General features: G+C 69.3%; 12 protein-coding genes. 6 read left to right on the forward strand and 6 right to left on the reverse strand.

All coding sequences use genetic code 11. The features are described from left to right. Positions 1-109: 109 nt before the first annotated feature. The 3 genes from OSC30_RS03190 to aceE all read left to right on the forward strand — a co-directional run bounded on the left by OSC30_RS03190 (position 110) and on the right by aceE (position 6,894). Positions 110-2,422 carry an NADP-dependent malic enzyme gene (locus OSC30_RS03190; RefSeq protein ID WP_267170376.1) on the forward strand — a complete coding sequence of 771 codons (2,313 nt, stop codon included), beginning with the start codon at positions 110-112 and terminating at the stop codon, positions 2,420-2,422. A 479-nt stretch (positions 2,423-2,901) separates the two neighbouring features. After that, positions 2,902-3,885, forward strand: coding sequence for a glycosyltransferase (locus tag OSC30_RS03195; RefSeq protein WP_267170377.1), 984 nt, complete (start codon positions 2,902-2,904; stop codon positions 3,883-3,885). 285 nt (positions 3,886-4,170) lie between these two features. Next, positions 4,171-6,894: a pyruvate dehydrogenase (acetyl-transferring), homodimeric type gene (aceE, locus tag OSC30_RS03200; protein ID WP_267170378.1), complete on the forward strand. Its 2,724-nt coding sequence runs from the start codon at positions 4,171-4,173 to the stop codon at positions 6,892-6,894. A gap of 626 nt (positions 6,895-7,520) precedes the next feature. Here aceE and OSC30_RS03205 read toward each other — a convergent pair. Then, a complete protein-coding gene (locus OSC30_RS03205; RefSeq protein WP_267170379.1) occupies positions 7,521-9,122 on the reverse strand; it encodes an MFS transporter in 1,602 nt (533 codons plus the stop codon). Positions 9,123-9,372: 250 nt separating this feature from the next. Here OSC30_RS03205 and OSC30_RS03210 point away from each other — a divergent pair, with 250 nt between their 5' ends. Beyond that, positions 9,373-9,597 carry a hypothetical protein gene (locus tag OSC30_RS03210; protein WP_267170380.1) on the forward strand — a complete coding sequence of 75 codons (225 nt, stop codon included), beginning with the start codon at positions 9,373-9,375 and terminating at the stop codon, positions 9,595-9,597. Between the two features lie 90 nt (positions 9,598-9,687). On the opposite strand, the gene OSC30_RS03215 is transcribed toward OSC30_RS03210, so the two are convergent. The 4 genes from OSC30_RS03215 to OSC30_RS03230 all read right to left on the reverse strand — a co-directional run bounded on the left by OSC30_RS03215 (position 9,688) and on the right by OSC30_RS03230 (position 13,191). Next, positions 9,688-10,020 (reverse strand): hypothetical protein, encoded by a 333-nt coding sequence (locus OSC30_RS03215; RefSeq protein WP_267170381.1) that lies wholly within the window; start codon positions 10,018-10,020, stop codon positions 9,688-9,690. An 89-nt stretch (positions 10,021-10,109) separates the two neighbouring features. Next, the gene (locus OSC30_RS03220; RefSeq protein WP_267170382.1) at positions 10,110-10,778 is read right to left on the reverse strand and encodes a glutathione S-transferase family protein; all 669 of its coding nucleotides are present in this window, start codon (positions 10,776-10,778) and stop codon (positions 10,110-10,112) included. 211 nt (positions 10,779-10,989) lie between these two features. Then, the gene (locus tag OSC30_RS03225; protein ID WP_267170383.1) at positions 10,990-11,907 is read right to left on the reverse strand and encodes an arginine deiminase-related protein; all 918 of its coding nucleotides are present in this window, start codon (positions 11,905-11,907) and stop codon (positions 10,990-10,992) included. A 27-nt stretch (positions 11,908-11,934) separates the two neighbouring features. Then, positions 11,935-13,191, reverse strand: a complete 1,257-nt coding sequence (locus OSC30_RS03230) for an MFS transporter (RefSeq protein ID WP_267170384.1) — start codon at positions 13,189-13,191, stop codon at positions 11,935-11,937. 183 nt (positions 13,192-13,374) lie between these two features. Here OSC30_RS03230 and OSC30_RS03235 point away from each other — a divergent pair, with 183 nt between their 5' ends. Continuing rightward, a complete protein-coding gene (locus tag OSC30_RS03235) occupies positions 13,375-13,677 on the forward strand; it encodes a DUF3247 family protein (protein ID WP_267170385.1) in 303 nt (100 codons plus the stop codon). Positions 13,678-13,732: 55 nt separating this feature from the next. On the opposite strand, the gene OSC30_RS03240 is transcribed toward OSC30_RS03235, so the two are convergent. Continuing rightward, positions 13,733-14,926: an acyltransferase family protein gene (locus tag OSC30_RS03240; protein ID WP_267170386.1), complete on the reverse strand. Its 1,194-nt coding sequence runs from the start codon at positions 14,924-14,926 to the stop codon at positions 13,733-13,735. A 145-nt stretch (positions 14,927-15,071) separates the two neighbouring features. Between OSC30_RS03240 and OSC30_RS03245 the strand changes: the two genes are divergently transcribed. Then, a complete protein-coding gene (locus OSC30_RS03245) occupies positions 15,072-15,938 on the forward strand; it encodes a LytTR family DNA-binding domain-containing protein (protein ID WP_267170387.1) in 867 nt (288 codons plus the stop codon). The last annotated feature ends 16 nt before the right edge of the window (positions 15,939-15,954 follow it).

Raw genomic sequence — 15,954 nt, forward strand, 5'->3', positions numbered from 1 at the left:
ACCCCTGCGCGCTTTTCCCGCGCCACGATGGATACCGGGCTTTCGCTGGCCCGGTACGGCTGCCTGCTACCATGTAAGGCCGCTTCCCCACGCAGAAAAGCCGCCACCCATGGCCCATTCCGACGACCTGCGCCACGCCGCGCTCGAGTACCACCGCCATCCCCGCCCCGGCAAGATCAAGGTCACCGCGACCAAGGCGATGGTGACCCAGCGCGAGCTGTCGCTGGCCTACTCGCCCGGCGTGGCGTATGCCTGCGAGGCAATCGTCGAGAACCCGCAGGCGGCCAGCGAGATGACCGCGCGCGGCAACCTGGTGGCGGTGATCACCAATGGCACTGCGGTGCTCGGCCTGGGCGACATCGGCCCGCTCGCCGGCAAGCCGGTGATGGAAGGCAAGGGCGTGCTGTTCCAGAAGTTCGCCGGCATCGACGTGTTCGACATCGAGCTGAACGAGCGCGACCCGGACAAGCTGGTCGACATCATCGCCGCGATGGAGCCGACCTTCGGCGGCATCAACCTGGAAGACATCAAGGCGCCGGAGTGCTTCATCGTCGAGCGCAAGCTGCGCGAACGGATGAACATCCCGGTGTTCCACGACGACCAGCACGGCACCGCGATCATCGTCGGCGCGGCGGTATTGAACGCGCTCGAGGTGGTCGGCAAGAAGATCGAAGACATCAAGCTGGCCACCACCGGCGCCGGCGCGGCCGGCATCGCCTGCCTGGACATGCTGGTGGCCCTCGGCGTGAAGCCGGAAAATATCCTGGCGTTCGACCGCGAGGGCGTGATCCACACCGGCCGCCCGGGGCTGGACCCGGACAAGGCGCGCTACGCGCGCGACACCGACAAGCGCGAGCTGGCCGAGATCGTCGCCGGCGCCGACGTGTTCCTGGGCCTCTCCGCCGGCGGCATCCTCAAGCCGGAGATGGTCGCCACCATGGCCGAACGGCCGGTGATCCTGGCGCTGGCCAACCCGAACCCGGAGATCCTGCCCGAGGACGCCAAGCGCGTGCGGCCGGACTGCATCGTCGCCACCGGCCGCTCGGACTATCCGAACCAGGTCAACAACGCGCTGTGTTTCCCGTACATCTTCCGCGGCGCGCTGGACGTCGGCGCCACCGGCATCAACGAGGCGATGAAGCTTGCCTGCGTGCGTGCGATCGCCGGACTGGCGCGGATGGAGGCCTCCGACCTCGCCGGCGCGTACGGTGGCGAGGTGCCCTCGTTCGGCGACGAGTACCTGATCCCGCGCCCGTTCGACCCGCGCCTGCTGGTGATGCTGGCGCCGGCCGTGGCGCAGGCGGCGATGGACTCGGGCGTCGCGTCCCGGCCGATCGAGGACATGGACGCCTACGTCGAGAAGCTCGGCCAGTTCATCTACCGCACCAGCCTGCTGATGAAGCCGGTCTACGAGCGCGCCCGCGCCGACCGCAAGCGCGTGGCCTACGCCGAAGGCGAGGAAGAGACCGTGCTGCGCGCGGTGCAGACGGTGATCGACGAGAAACTCGCCTTCCCGATCCTGATCGGCCGTCCGGACGTGATCGCCCAGCGCATCGAGCGCCTCGGCCTGCGCATGCGCGAGGGCGTGGATTTCGAGCTGACCAACATCAACGACGACCCGCGTTTCAACGACTACTGGCAGCAGTACCACGCGCTGACCGAGCGCCGCGGCGTCACGCCGGCCGCGGCCAAGAACCTGCTGCGCTCGCGGCCCACGCTGATCGCCTCGATCATGGTCGAGCGCGGCGAGGCCGACGCGATGATCTGCGGCCTGGTCGGGCGCTACCACAAGAAGCTCGGCTACCTGCGCAGCGTGTTCGGGCTGGACCCGGGCGTGCAGTGCACCTCGGCGATGACCGGCGTGATCAACGAGCTGGGCGCGTGGTTCTTCGTCGACACCCACGTGCAGCTCGACCCCACCGCCGAGCAGATCGCCGAGGCCACGCTGCAGGCCAGCTACCGGCTGAAGCTGTTCGGCATCGAGCCGAAGGTGGCGCTGCTGTCGCATTCGAACTTCGGCAGCCACGACAACGCCAGCGCGGCCAAGATGCGCAAGGCCTACCAGCTGATCCGCGAGCGCGCGCCGCGGCTGGAAGTGGATGGCGAAATGCAGGCCGACACCGCCTGGGACGCCGCGCTGCGCCAGCGCATCTTCCCCAACACCACCCTGTCCGGGCGCGCTAACCTGTTCGTGTTGCCCAACCTGGACGCGGCCAACATCGTCTACAACATGGTCAAGGTGATGACCAACGGCGTGGCGATCGGCCCGATCCTGATGGGCGTGGACAAGAGCGCGCACATCCTCACTCCGGCCTCGACCGTGCGCCGCACGGTCAACATGACGGCCATTGCCGCAGTGGACGCGCAACTGCGCGGTGCGGGACGCACCACTGGCGCCGAGGCCTGGCGCAGCATGCGCTAGTGCGCCGTCGGGTGGGGACGGTCCGCCCAGGGCCGCCCTGCCGTGCCTGAACAGGACGTAGCCCTCCGTCGGGCGTGCGCTCCCGGCTCGGGTGTGCCGCGAACCTGGCCGCGCAAGGCGCGCCAGGGTGCCGGCTGCGCCTGAAAGAAGAAACCTTCCCCGACCGCGGCCTCTGGTCGCCCGGGCGCCGCCTGTCTCGCCGAAAGCACCTGTTGCGGTGCACGCGCACCGGGCGCCAGTACGGCGTATGCTGCGCCCGGCGCACCGGGTGGACGTGCGGACGCGGGGGGCGTCCGGCCGGCCGGCGGGAATCCGGGATGGCGCGAGGGGATAGATAAGGATAAGCATGGTTGCCGCGCCTGCGGGCGCGCTTCGAGCCCCTGTGGGCGCGGGCGCGACCGGCCGGGGCGGCGGCACGGCGGGATCACGGCCATGGAGCGGCGTTGGCAACGCAAGGCGTCCTTGGGGTCGGGTGAGCCATGTCTGATACCGCACTTTCCGCCAGCATCCTGGTGCTTTGCTACCGGGATGCGCCTTACATCCGCGCGGCGCTGGAATCGGCACTGGCACAGACCGTGCCGTGCGAGATCATCGTCTCCAACGACGGCTCCGACGATGGCACCTTCGAGCTGGCGCAAGACATGGTGGCCAACTACCGCGGCCCGCACCGGGTCGTCGTGCGCCGGAACGCACAGAACCTGGGGGTCGCGGCGCACGTCAATGCCACCGTGCCGATGACCCGCGGCGACATCGTGGTGATGATGGCGGGCGACGACATGTCCCATCCTCATCGCGTGGCGACCATCCTGGAGGCGTTCCGGCAGCGGCCGCAGGCGACCGTGCTGGGCAGCGATTTCGACGGTATCGATGACAACGGTCGCCCGTGCGAGGTCTCCTTCCGCCAGCGGCCGGAGGTGTTCGGGCTGGACTACTACGTCAACATCGGCCGGTTGATCGGCCTGCTGGGCGCGACGCTGGCATTCCGGCGCGAGGTGTTCGAGCGCTTCGGCCCGCTGCGGGGGCCGATCGAGGACAACGCCCTCAGCCTGCGCGGCGCGCTGCTGGGAGACTGCCTCAACCTGCGCCAGCCGCTGGTCCGTTACCGCCAGCACGCCAACAGCGTCAGTGCCGGCGTGTTCGCGCGCCACGAGCCGCCGACACTGCGCATGCAACGGCGCTACGAGCGCACCATCGGCTTCTACCGCGGCACCGCCGACGACCTGGAGTACTGCCTGGCGCAATTGCCCGAGCTGACACCTCGCAAGCGCGCGCAGGCCCGCGATGTGGTGGCGATGTACCGGATCGAGGCCGACGCCCGCGAGGCGTTATTGCACAAGGCCCGCCGCCACTGGCTCAAGCCGATCGGCCGCGGCCTGCTGCAACTGGGCCTGCGCCGCAAGAGCGCCGAGCGCGCGCTGAAGCTGTTCGTGCCGCGGCGCTGGTTTGGGCTGTACGGCCGCTAGCCCGCCTGCATCCTGCGGGAAACCTCGAAAGTTTTTTACGACGACCTGTAGGAGGGCGTCGGCGGAACGCGGCCGTGCGCGTTTCCGGCAGGGCGCCTTGGGCGCGACCGCGGCGCCCGACCAGCCGACCGGCCATCGCCGTGCCCCGCACGGCCCGGTCGCCCCCGGACGCGGAAACCCGCACCCGCAGGCCTCATCTGGCGGCCCCGCACCCCGAAAGCTAGAATCGGGGGCTCCCCACACGTCGAATACATCAGGCGCCCCGTTGCGCCGCGGAGAAGCTTCATGGATCAGTTCGATGACATCCTGAACCAGGATCTCGACCCCACCGAAACCCGCGAGTGGGTCGAATCGCTCAATGCGGTCATCCAGCACGACGGCACCGAGCGGGCGCATTACCTGCTCGAGCGCATGGTCGACTCCACGCGGCGCTCCGGCGGCTACCTGCCGTTCGATCCGACCACCGAATACGTCAATACCATCGCCCCCGCCAACGAGGCCAAGAGCCCGGGCGACGCGGCGATGGAATGGCGCATCCGCTCGCTGATCCGCTGGAACGCGATGGCGATGGTGGTGCGCGCCAACCGCAAGCCGGGCGAGCTGGGCGGACATATTGCCAGCTTCGCTTCGTCCGCCACGCTTTACGACGTCGGCTTCAACCATTTCTGGCGCGCCCCCAGCGCCGAGCACCCGGGCGACCTGGTGTTCCACCAGGGCCATTCCAGCCCCGGCATCTATGCCCGCTCCTTCCTCGAAGGGCGCATCGGCGAAGACCAGCTCGACCTGTTCCGCATGGAAGTGGTCGGCAAGGGCCGCGCCTTGTCCTCCTACCCGCACCCGTGGTTGATGCCCGACTACTGGCAGGTGCCGACGGTGTCGATGGGCCTGGGCCCGATCCAGGCCATCTACCAGGCGCAGTTCTGGAAGTACCTGGAGCATCGCGGCCTGATGCCCAAGACCGACCGCAAGATCTGGTGCTTCATGGGCGACGGCGAATGCGACGAGCCCGAGTCGCTCGGCGCGATCTCGCTGGCCGGCCGCGAAGGCCTGGACAACCTGGTGTTCGTGATCAACTGCAACCTGCAGCGCCTGGATGGCCCGGTGCGCGGCAACGGCAAGATCATCCAGGAGCTGGAGGGCGTGTTCCGCGGCGCCGGCTGGAACGCGATCAAGGTGATCTGGGGCTCGTACTGGGATCCGCTCCTGGCGCGCGACAAGGACGGCGTGCTGCGCAAGCTGATGATGGAAACGCTCGATGGCGAGTACCAGGCCTGCAAGGCCTTCGGCGGCGCCTACACGCGCGAGCATTTCTTCGGCAAGTACCCGCAGACCCGCGAGATGGTCGCCAACCTGTCCGACGAGGACATCTGGCGCCTCAACCGCGGCGGCCACGATCCGCACAAGGTCTATGCCGCCTACCACGCGGCGTCGAACACCAAGGGCATGCCCACGGTGATCCTGGCCAAGACGGTCAAGGGCTACGGCATGGGCCTGGGTTCGGGCGAATCGCAGAACCCCACCCACCAGCAGAAGAAGCTGGACGAAGACGCCGTGCGCGCCTTCCGCGACCGCTTCAACATCCCGGTGGCGGACGACAAGCTCGCCGACGTGCCGTACTTCCACCCGGGCAAGGATTCGCCGGAAGCGGAGTACATGATGGAGCGTCGCCGCGCGCTCGGCGGCTCCCTGCCGCAGCGCCGGCGCAAGACCGACGTCAAGCTGCAGGCGCCGGAACTGTCGGCGTTCGAACAGATCACCAAGGGCACCGGCGAGCGCGAGATCTCCACCACCATGGCGCTGGTGCGCGGCATGAACCTGCTGCTGCGCGACAAGGCGATCGGCCCGCGCGTGGTACCGATCGTCGCCGACGAGGCGCGCACCTTCGGCATGGAGGGCATGTTCCGCCAGATCGGCATCTACGCGCCGTTCGGCCAGAAATACCGCCCGCAGGACGCCGACCAGTTGCTGTACTACCGCGAGGACCAGAAGGGGCAGGTGCTGCAGCAAGGCATCAGCGAGGCCGGCGGCATGGCGTCGTGGATAGCCGCGGCCAGCAGCTACTCGATCAGCAACCAGCCGATGCTGCCGTTCTTCATCTACTACTCGATGTTCGGCTTCCAGCGCATCGGCGACCTGGCCTGGGCGGCCGGCGACATGCGCGCGCGCGGCTTCCTCATCGGCGGCACCTCCGGCCGCACTACCTTGAACGGCGAAGGCCTGCAGCACGAGGACGGCCAGTCGCACCTGCTCTCCGGCGTGATCCCGAACGTGAAGTCCTACGATCCGACGTTCTCCTACGAGATCGCGGTGATCATGCAGGACGGCACCCGCCGCATGCTGCAGGAACAGGAGGACGTGTACTACTACATCACCGTGATGAACGAGAACTACCAGCACCCGGATCTGCCCAAGGGTTGCGAGGAAGGCATCATCAAGGGGATGTACCTGTTCCGGGATTCGGGATTGGGGAATCGGGAATCGGGTAAAGCCAAGGGCAAGAGCAAGGCACCGTGCGTGCAGTTGCTCGGCTCCGGCACCATCCTGCGCGAGGTGATCGCGGCGGCCGAGTTGCTGGAGAAGGATTTCGGCGTGGCCTCGGACATCTGGTCCTGCCCGAGCTTCAGCGAACTGCGCCGCGACGGCTTCGACGCCGAGCGCTGGAACCGCCTGCATCCGGAAGACAAGCCGCGGCTGCCGTACGTCACCGAACTGCTGCAGGGACGCGCCGGCCCCGCGATCGCCGCCACTGACTACGTGCGCGAGTTCGCCGACCAGATCCGCGCCTTCATGCCCGACGGCATGCGCTACACGGTGCTGGGAACCGACGGCTACGGCCGCTCGGATACCCGCGAGCACCTGCGCGGGTTCTTCGAGGTCGACCGCTACTGGATCGCCCACGCCGCGCTGGCCGCGCTGGCGAAGGACGGCCTGGTCAATGCCAAGGACGTGGCCCGCGCGATCAAGGAGTACAAGCTCGATCCGGAGAAGCCCAATCCGCTGACGGTCTGATCGGCTCAAGGACTTTCTTCCTTCCGGGGAGGGTTGGGTTTTCGCCGGGCGGCTCCGGCGCGCTTTGCTCCCTCTCCCTCCGGGGAGGGGGTTGGGGTGAGGGGCCGGGGCTCGCGGGCTCCGCGGGGGCGTTGCTTTGTTTGTCGCTCTTTCGGAACCTTCCCGTGATTTGGCAGGGTGCGAAGAGCTTCCGATCGCCTGCGGCGCTCGGGTCACTTTCTTGCTGGCCCAAAGAAAGTAACCAAAGAAACGGCCTGGCGCGGCCCGGGGTGAGTAAAGAGCTAGATGCCTCCTCGCCTTGGCGGGATCGTCTCTTGCTCTTAGAGGAGCTGCCGCCGCTTTACCGCGGGCGCTCGGGAGCTGCAGCGAGGGAGCTGCGGCGAGGGAGGCATGCGTGCGCTTCAGCCCATCGTTAAGTCACCGGACATGAGCGACGAACGTGATCTGCCCGTCGTGCGTCAGCGCGGTGAACCACACACGACCAACAACCCTCCCTTGCCTCAGCTCCCGAGCGCCGCAGGCGATCGGAAGCTCTTCGCATCCAGCCAACCACGAAAGCGAACGCAGGCACGCAGCTCTTCGCCGGCCCGCCGGAAAAGCACCCCGTGCGCGCCTACGCTCACCCGCTACTCGGACAACACCTGCTGGATCGCCTCCAGCCCGCGCCCGCGCGTCTCGATGCCGCGCCTGACCAGCAGCCACGCCGCGAGCCCCATTGGCAAAGCGATCAGCAGCGCCGACAGCATGAAGTACTCGAACAGTCCGAGCACCCCCAGCAGCGCGCCGAGGATGCCGCCCAGTTTGGACCCTCCGGCGATCAACCCGGCGCCCGTGCTGCGCAGGTGCACGGGGTAGATTTCCGCCGCGTAGGGAATCAGCGTGGCGATCACTCCGCTGATGCTCAGGAGCAGCGCCACCGTGGCGGTCGTGGTAAGCGTGTCGGAACGCAGCTGCGTCCAACCGATTGCGAAGAACAGCAACAACGACGCGGCCGTCAGCGCGATGAACAACACCAGCGTGCGGATGCTGCTCCAGCGCTGGTAGCAAGCCACCACCACGGCAATGCCGGGCAGGGCCAGGATCGCCGAGCGCGCCAGCAGCGCGGCGCTGGCCTGCGCATCGATGCCGAGCACGACCAGGTTGGCCGGCAACCACAGCAGGAAGCCGAAATTGGCCAGTCCCCATGCCACGGCGCAGACCATCAAGCCCCAGGTGATCGCCGCATGGCGGCCGCGCAGCAGCTGGCGCATGCCGATCCGCTCCACACCGTGCGCGTGCGCCCCGGCCGGCACTGCCGCCGGCTCGCACACCGGCGGCCGGTTGCCGGAAAACTTCGACAGTACCGCGCGCGCCTGCTCCTCCAGCCCGGCCAGCGCCAGGAAGCGCGGCGATTCGGGAATGTAGCGGTTGAGCAACACGATCAGCGCGCCGGTCGGCAGGTTGAGCAGCCACAGCGCGCGCCAGCTGTAGGCCGGTTCGAACAGCGTCGCCGCGCCCGAGGCAAGCAGATAACCGGCCGACGTGCCGACGCCGCCGAGGGCCACCAGCAGCCAGCCGCGGTGCGCGGTGGGTATGGTCTCGGCCATCAGCGTGAAGGTGATCGGCAGCATGCCGCCGGCGGCCGCGCCCATCATGAAGCACATCACCAGGTTCCAGCCGAACGCCGGCATCGCGCCGCAGATCGATGTGCCCATGAACATCAGCGCCGACAGCAGGATCGTGGCGCGCCGCCCGAACAGGTCGCCCAGCCGCCCCCACACCACCGAGCCCACCGCGGTGCCGATGAGTGCCGCCAACGCCAGCAGCCCGCCGGTGGCGGCGCTGATACCGTATTCGGCCGACATGCCGGGCATGACGAAGCCGATCGTCGCCGGCTTCATCACGTCTACCGCCAGCGCCAGGGTCAATACGCCCACCAGTTTCCAGTGCTCGCGGTTGAGCGGCACGTGGTCGGCCACGTGGAACGGCAGCGGCGGCGCGTCGGCATGCCGCGCGCGGCGCATCTGTGCCAGCCGCGGCATCAGTCCGTAACCGGCCAGCAACACGCCCAGCGGCACCAGCGCCATGCCGGACAGCATCAGGTTGTCCATCGGCATGCCGGCGAGCCGGTAGTGCATCGGCGCGGCCATCGCCAGCATCGGCAGGTGCGCCAGCACGCCCGCCACCACGCAGGCGCAGCCGGACCAGAAGGCGAGCGGGTGATGAAAGGTGACGCTCGTGGAGGGCATGCCGGCGAAAGTGGAGGCGAAGGCTGAAGCTTACCTGCGTGCGGCACGGGATTTGCGCCCTTGCCCGGCGTCGGCGGCGTCGTTCGCCGGCCACGCGGACGTCCGAGGTTCCGGTTCCGCGCGAGCTCGCCCCTCCCCGGCCGAAAGAGCCGCTGGGGGGGGGATCGTGGCGAAAGTGAACACGCCTTTCGCGCCGTGCGCACGAAGGGCTGCCGATACTGCGCGTCCAGGCAGCCACACGCAGGTTTTCATGATCCAGCGCATGCAGGGCGCCGCCGCTGGCGCGCCGACATCCCCTTCCGGCCAGAGTCACCCGGGCGGTTCGCCCAACGGGCCGCCCGGCGAGCCGGAACATCCGCAACAGGACCCGGCGCCGCAGCGACCGCGCGATCCGGTGGACCCGGGCCGGCCGCAACAGCCGGAGTTGCCGCCGATCGATCCGCACACGCCAACCTTGCCCGAGCCGAACATGTAAAAACGCGGACGCCGCTGGCGGGCGTCCGCGCAAGGAATCATCGAGGCCCCCTCGCCCCAACGGCAGAGGGGCCTCGGGTGTTCGTACGAGTCAGTCCTCGTCGCTGCGCAGCAGTTTGCGCAACAGCAGGAACGCGCCAACGGTGCCGGCCACCACGGCGACCGTGGCCACCGGATGGCGGCTGGCATGGCGGCGCACGCGGCGGTACTGGTAGCTCGCCTCGTCGGCCAGGTCCTCGGCCGCGTGCGAAAGCTGCCTGCCGTAGCCGCTGGTGCGGCGGCCGAGGCGGCCGGTGATGCGGCGGCCGCGCTCGATCAGGTCGTTGGCGGTGTCGGCCGTGCCGTTGGCATACTGGCGCACGCGATCGCGTACGCGTTCGCTGGCGCCATCGAAGCGCTGCTCGATATCGCGGTGTCGGTTCATGATGCCTCCTGTGCGTCGAGGCCCCAGCCTGACCGCCACGGCGTGAGCGATGCGTCGAAACGCGGCGCGCGATTCAGGCGTACCTCACGCTAACCGAGCGCGTAGTCGCCGCCGCGCTCGAGCGCGCGCCGATAGGCCGGGCGCGCGTGGATGCGCTCGAGCCACGACTGCAGCCGCGGCCGGCTGCCGTCTAGGCCGCCGCGTGCGGTGGCCGCTTCCAGCGGAAAGCTCAGCGCGATATCGGCCACGCTGAACTGCGTGCCGGCGAACCAATCCTGCTTGCCGAGCTCGCCTTCCAGGTAATCCAGGTGCAGCGCGATCTGCGGATCGACGAAGGCGCGCTGTACCTTGGCCGCGATTGCCCGCGCCACCGGGCGGACGAAAAACGGCGCGGGTGCGCTGGCCACGCGTCGGAATACCAGCTTGAGCAGCAGCGGCGGCATCGCCGAACCTTCGGCGTAATGCAGCCAGTAGCTGCAACGGCGGCGTGCGGCGGTGCCGTGGGCGGGCATCAGCGTACCCGCGCCGTAGGTATCGCCGAGGTACTCGATGATCGCGCCGGACTCGGCCAGCACGAGCTCGCCGTCGACGAGCACCGGCGCCTTGCCCAGCGGATGGAGCGCCCGCAGCGCCGGCGGCGCCAGCAGGGTCTTGGGATCGCGCCGGTAGTGTTCGATGCGGTAGTCGAGCCCGAGCTCCTCCAGCAGCCAGAGGATGCGCTGGGAGCGCGAGTTGTCGAGATGGTGGACGGTGATCATCCGGCCATCTGAGCGGATCGGCGTCAGCGGCGCAAGCGCGAGGCGGTCCGGCGGCCGATAGCTTCGACGACCGCGTCGAGAAGCGGAAGGCGGTCAGGCGGGTGGCGGCTTGCCGCGTCCCCTGTAGCAGCCCGCTTGCGGGCGATGCTCTTCGCTCGGCGTGGACGAAACGCATCGCCCGCAAGCGGGCTTCCACAAGTTGCCCTCGGCGTCAGAAGATTTCGGCGACGCAGCACCGCAGGCTGCCGCCGGCCTTCTCGATTTCGTCCAGCTCGACCGCGCCGATGCGGAAACCCCAACCGGCCAGCGCCTGGCGCTGCGGCTCGGTCAGCGCCGTCGCCGCCGCCGTGCTCATCCATACCCGATCGTCGGCCAGCGCGATCGCGTTGCCGGCGAAGGCCCGTTTCTGCGCCGGCGTAAGCCGCAGCGCACGCTCGCCATAGGCGGTAGCGATCGCCCGCGGCACCGCCGGGTCGGCGAAGCCGTCCGGCGCCACGATCGCCGCGCGGCCGGCCAGCAGCGCCAGCACCACATTGGTGTGGTATTCGCCCGCGGCGAGTGGAAAACAGAATGTCAGGCGCAAGCCGAATGCCTCGTGCATGGCGCGTGCGCCGGTCTCGTCGCAACGCTCGGACAGGCCGCAGTAGCCGACGCCGCGGGCGCGGTCGATCACCAGCGCGCCGGTGAGCTCGGCCACGCAGTCGTCGCGGCCGGACAGGTCGACTTCCTCGTAGCCGAGCACCTGGGCGAAGAACCCGCGCACGTCGCGCCGGGCCGCCTCGCGCTGCCGTACCGCGTGGCGCATGCGGCCCACCACCAGCCGGCCGGGCGCGGTGGCGAACACGTTGTTGGGAAACACCGCGTCGGGCGTGCTGGCGTCGCCCGGGAAGGTGACCACCGGGCAATCGGCGCGCAACGCCTGCGCCAGCGCCGCGTGCTGGGCCAGCGCGCGCAGCGGGTCGACGCTGTCGGCCAGGTCCATGTAGCGGTTGTCGCTGGCCGATTCGGCAGCCAGCGCGAACTCCGCTGGCGCCAGCAGGAAAGCCGCGCGCGCCGTGGCGCGGGCACCCGGCAGCGGCGACAATGCGGCAAAGGCCTCGAGGAAGGCGTCGGGCGAGGTGGTGATCACGGCAGGCTCCTGGCAGCACCGGCCATGTTAAAGCGTCCTGGCGGTGGCCTCTTCGGCCTGTCCGATCGCCTCCGCTTCGAGCTGCAACCGCTGGCGCCGGCGCAGGCCCGGGAACATCGCCATCCACAGCCCCACCACCAGCAGCGTGCCGACGCCACCGACGACCGCGGCGCCCACCGCGCCCAGCCACGCGGCGACCAGGCCCGACTCGAACTCGCCCAACTGGTTGGAGGTGTTGATGAAGATCGAGTTGACCGCGTTGACCCGCCCGCGCATGGCATCGGGCGTGTCCAGCTGCACCATCGAGCCGCGGATCACCATGCTGACCATGTCGAACGCGCCGCCGGCGAACAGCGCCACCAGCGACAGCCATATCCATGACGACAGCGCGAACGCGAGCGTGGCCACGCCGAAGCCCGCCACCGAGGCGAACATGATCATGCCCACGCGCCGGGTCAGGTCGTGCCGCGCCAGCCAGAACGACATCAACAGCGCGCCCACCGCCGGCGCCGCGCGCAGCAGGCCCAGGCCCCACGGGCCGGTGTGCAGGATGTCCTTGGCGAAGATCGGCAACAGCGCGGTGGCGCCCCCGAACAGCACCGCGAACAGGTCCAGCGAGATCACGCCCAGCACGTCCTTGCGCTCGCGGATGAAATGCACGCCGGCGAACAGCGACTTCAGCGTGGCCGGCTCGCGCTTGGGTGGGTTTTGTTCGTAGCGCAGCAGCGCCATCAGCGTGGCGGCGACGAGGTACAGGCCCGCAGCCGTGGCATACACCACGCCGGGGCCCGCCACGTAGAGCAGGCCGCCCACCGCCGGCCCCAGCACCATCGCCATCTGGAACGCCGAGCCGCTCACCGCCACCGCGCGCGGCAGGATCGCCGGCGGCACCAGCGCCGGCAGCAGCGAGGCCATCGAGGGCGACTCGAACGCCTTGGCCGTACTGATCACGAAGACGAGCGCGAGGATGCCCAGCTCGTCGATGCCACGGCTGAAGCTCAAGCCGGCCAGTAGGACGATCGCGCACCATTCGACGATCTGCCCGGCCAGCACCACGCGCCGGCGCTCGAGCTGGTCGGCCACGTGTCCGGCCGGCAGCGCCAGCAGCACCGAAGGGAGGAATTGCACCAGGCCGATCAACCCCAGGTCCAGCGCGCGGCCGGTGATCGCATAGATCTGCCAGGCCACCGCCACCGAGAGCATCTGGAAGCCGAAGCCCGAGGCGATGCGGGCGAACCAGAACTGCACGAAGGCGCGGTGTTGCAGCAGCGAATCGGTGGGCATGAGGAATCCCGGGGACGAGGCGGGATTATCGCCGAAGGGCAGGTGCGAGGAGCTCCGAGTTCGAGCCCCCCGTTTTACCGGGGAAGGTGCCGGCAGGCGATGGGGCAACCTCGCCAGAAACTTCACAAGCACTTGCCCGCCCCCACCCTAGCCTCGTCCCATCGCCGCAGCGGGAGACCCGCCATGGGCCGCCAGGCCGAACACGTCTACACCGACCAGTCCACCATCGCCCGCTTCAACGGCATGGTCGAGCACCTGCAGAACGGCGCGCGGGTGCGCCTGCACCTGGCCGACGGCGAAACCTGCGAAGGCGTGGTCGCCGCCCGCCCGACCGTGCAGGAGTTCTTCGACGGCGACGGCAACGAGGGCAGCAACGGCGTGGTGCATCTGGAGCAACTGGGCACGTCGGAATGGCGGCGCTACATCTGGTTCGACCAGATCGAGCGCATCGAGCACCTGGATTCGGACGCGCAACTGCGCGCCTGAGTCGCTCCGGACGCAGGCGCCCGCCGTGTCCGGCGAGCGCCCCGCGGCGGGCGGATCAGGCCAGATCGTCGGCCAGTGCCGGTACGGCCCGGGTTTGCGGCGGCACGCGTGGTGCCGTTTCCAGGCCGAACAGCGGGCGCAACCAGCGGCTCGGGCGAATGACGGCGTGGTGCAGCACCGCGCAACCGACGATGGTAGCGAGCAGGATCAGCACTGGTTCCAGCATCGGCCCCAGCCCCAGGGGCATCAGTTGCCAGGCGGCCAGCAGCAGCACGCTCTGGTGCAGCACGTACCACGGGTAGACCGCCTCGCGCGCGTACGGAAGCCAGCGGAACGGTCGGTTCAGGTAGGCATGGCCCCAGCCCAGCACCGCGACGATGGCGCTCCACAGGTAGGCATAGCGGGCCGCGTGCACTCCCCACCAAAGCGCCGTCGGGGTCGCGTCGGGGAGCCAGGTGATACCGGCCAGGTAGACGCCGAAGCAGCCGAGCGCGAGCGGCAGCGAGAGGCGGCGCAGCCGCGCCAGCTCCTTCCACAGGCCGGCGTCGGTACCCAGCAGGTAGCCGTAGAGGAACATCGTCGCGTAGATGGCATGGGCGTACCAGTCGTCGATCAGCGCGCCGGTGATCGGGTAGCGCGCGGCCAGCAGGCGGTCCCAGGCGAACAGCGGCACCGCCGGCACCAGCAGCAGCGCCGGCCCGCGCAGCCTGAGCACCACCGCGCGGACGCGCTGGCCCAGGCGCGATTCCAGCACCGGCAGCAGGCCCAGCAGCAGCATCGTGTAGACCCACAGATAGGGCAGGTACCACAGGTGGTTCCAGGTGACACCGAACTGCCAGCCGGTGAACGCGCCCGCCGGCCAGGGGCCGCCGCTCCAGTAGCGCAACAGGAACCGGCCGAAGCCCGGCTGCACCAGATGGTTGGCCAGGCCCTGCACGTACGGCTGGATCGGGATCACCACCAGCATCCCGAAGCCCAGCGGCAACAACAGCCGCAGGCTGCGCTTGCCCATCAGCCCCAGCACGCCGCCGCGGCGGCGCATGAACGTCACCGCCAGGCCGGAGATCAGGAACAGCAGCTCCATCCGCCAGCGGTTGAGGAACAGCATCGGGTACTGCAGCCACCCGGCAAGGTGGCTGCTCTTGAGGTGGAAGTCCCAGTCGGCCACGTACAGCATGGCGGCGTGGTAGAGGATCAACAGGCCGAAGGCCAGCACGCGCAGGGCGTCGATGTCGTGGCGGCGGTTCATGGCGCGGTTCCAATGGCGGAGGGGGCGCCAGTGTTCGCCCCGACCGGGCCCACGGCACGGCCGTAGTGACCATGCGGGGGCGTGCGGGGACGAACGGCGGACCGCCGGGACGAACCGCGGCGGCGCCCGTGCGTAGAATTGGCGCATGACCCCGCCGCCCGTTCCGGACTTCTTCCAGCGCTGGCGCCGGCCCATCGAGGTCGGCGCCTGGATCGGATTTTTCGTCCTGAACGCGCTGTTCAACAGTTTCAATTCGACCGTCGACCATCCCGACGTCGCGGCCTGGGAGCCGTGGGTGTGGGAATGGACCAGCGCGCTGGTCATGTTGTGCCTGCTGCCGGCGGTGATCGCGCTGGAGCGGCGCTGGCCGATCCGTTTCGATACCTGGCGACGCAACCTGCCGCTGCACGCGCTGGCGAGCGTGCCGTTCAGCCTCATCCACGTGGGCGCCATGGGCGGCCTGCGCCGGCTGGTCTACCTCGCGCTGGGCGGGCACTACGAGCAGGGTCCGTGGTGGTTCGATTTCGGCTACGAGTATGTCAAGGACGTCCGCAGCTACTTCGTGATCGTCGGCGCGCTGGTGCTGTACCGCCTGTGGCGGCTGCGCCAACGCGGCGAGGCGCGGCTGCTGGCCGCGCCTGACGAGGGGCCGCCGGTGGAGCCGGTGGAGCGGCCCGAACGGTTCCTGGTGCGCAAGCTGGGCAAGGAATTCCTGGTGTCCGCGCGTGAGATCGAATGGCTGCAGGCAGCCGGCAATTACGTCAACCTGCACGTGCGCGGGCGCGATTACCCGCTGCGCACGACCATGGCGGCGATCGAGGAGCGGCTGGATCCGGGCCGCTTCGTGCGCGTGCATCGCAGCTATTTCGTCAATCTGGACTACCTGTCCGAGATCGAGCCGCTCGATACCGGCGATGCGCGGCTGAAGCTGCGCGACGGGGCGATCGTTCCCTGCAGCCGGCGCTACCGGGCGCAGTTGCGCGAGCGTTTCGGCGAGGCGGCGCCGGCCTAGCGGACTTCCTGCAGCG

It is taken from the genome of Frateuria hangzhouensis (assembly GCF_026410505.1).
In the GTDB taxonomy this organism is placed as follows: Bacteria; Pseudomonadota; Gammaproteobacteria; order Xanthomonadales; family Rhodanobacteraceae; genus Frateuria_A; species Frateuria_A hangzhouensis.

What these genes read in the sequence shown, in the direction of transcription:
- OSC30_RS03190 (WP_267170376.1), top strand. Translation starts at nt 110, where the DNA reads ATGGCCCATTCCGACGACCTGCGCCACGCCGCGCTCGAGTACCACCGC.
- OSC30_RS03210 (WP_267170380.1), top strand. Translation starts at nt 9,373, where the DNA reads ATGATCCAGCGCATGCAGGGCGCCGCCGCTGGCGCGCCGACATCCCCT.
- OSC30_RS03240 (WP_267170386.1), bottom strand. Translation starts at nt 14,926, where the DNA reads ATGAACCGCCGCCACGACATCGACGCCCTGCGCGTGCTGGCCTTCGGC.
- OSC30_RS03245 (WP_267170387.1), top strand. Translation starts at nt 15,072, where the DNA reads ATGACCCCGCCGCCCGTTCCGGACTTCTTCCAGCGCTGGCGCCGGCCC.
- OSC30_RS03215 (WP_267170381.1), bottom strand. Translation starts at nt 10,020, where the DNA reads ATGAACCGACACCGCGATATCGAGCAGCGCTTCGATGGCGCCAGCGAA.
- OSC30_RS03195 (WP_267170377.1), top strand. Translation starts at nt 2,902, where the DNA reads ATGTCTGATACCGCACTTTCCGCCAGCATCCTGGTGCTTTGCTACCGG.
- OSC30_RS03220 (WP_267170382.1), bottom strand. Translation starts at nt 10,778, where the DNA reads ATGATCACCGTCCACCATCTCGACAACTCGCGCTCCCAGCGCATCCTC.
- aceE (WP_267170378.1), top strand. Translation starts at nt 4,171, where the DNA reads ATGGATCAGTTCGATGACATCCTGAACCAGGATCTCGACCCCACCGAA.
- OSC30_RS03235 (WP_267170385.1), top strand. Translation starts at nt 13,375, where the DNA reads ATGGGCCGCCAGGCCGAACACGTCTACACCGACCAGTCCACCATCGCC.
- OSC30_RS03205 (WP_267170379.1), bottom strand. Translation starts at nt 9,122, where the DNA reads ATGCCCTCCACGAGCGTCACCTTTCATCACCCGCTCGCCTTCTGGTCC.
- OSC30_RS03230 (WP_267170384.1), bottom strand. Translation starts at nt 13,191, where the DNA reads ATGCCCACCGATTCGCTGCTGCAACACCGCGCCTTCGTGCAGTTCTGG.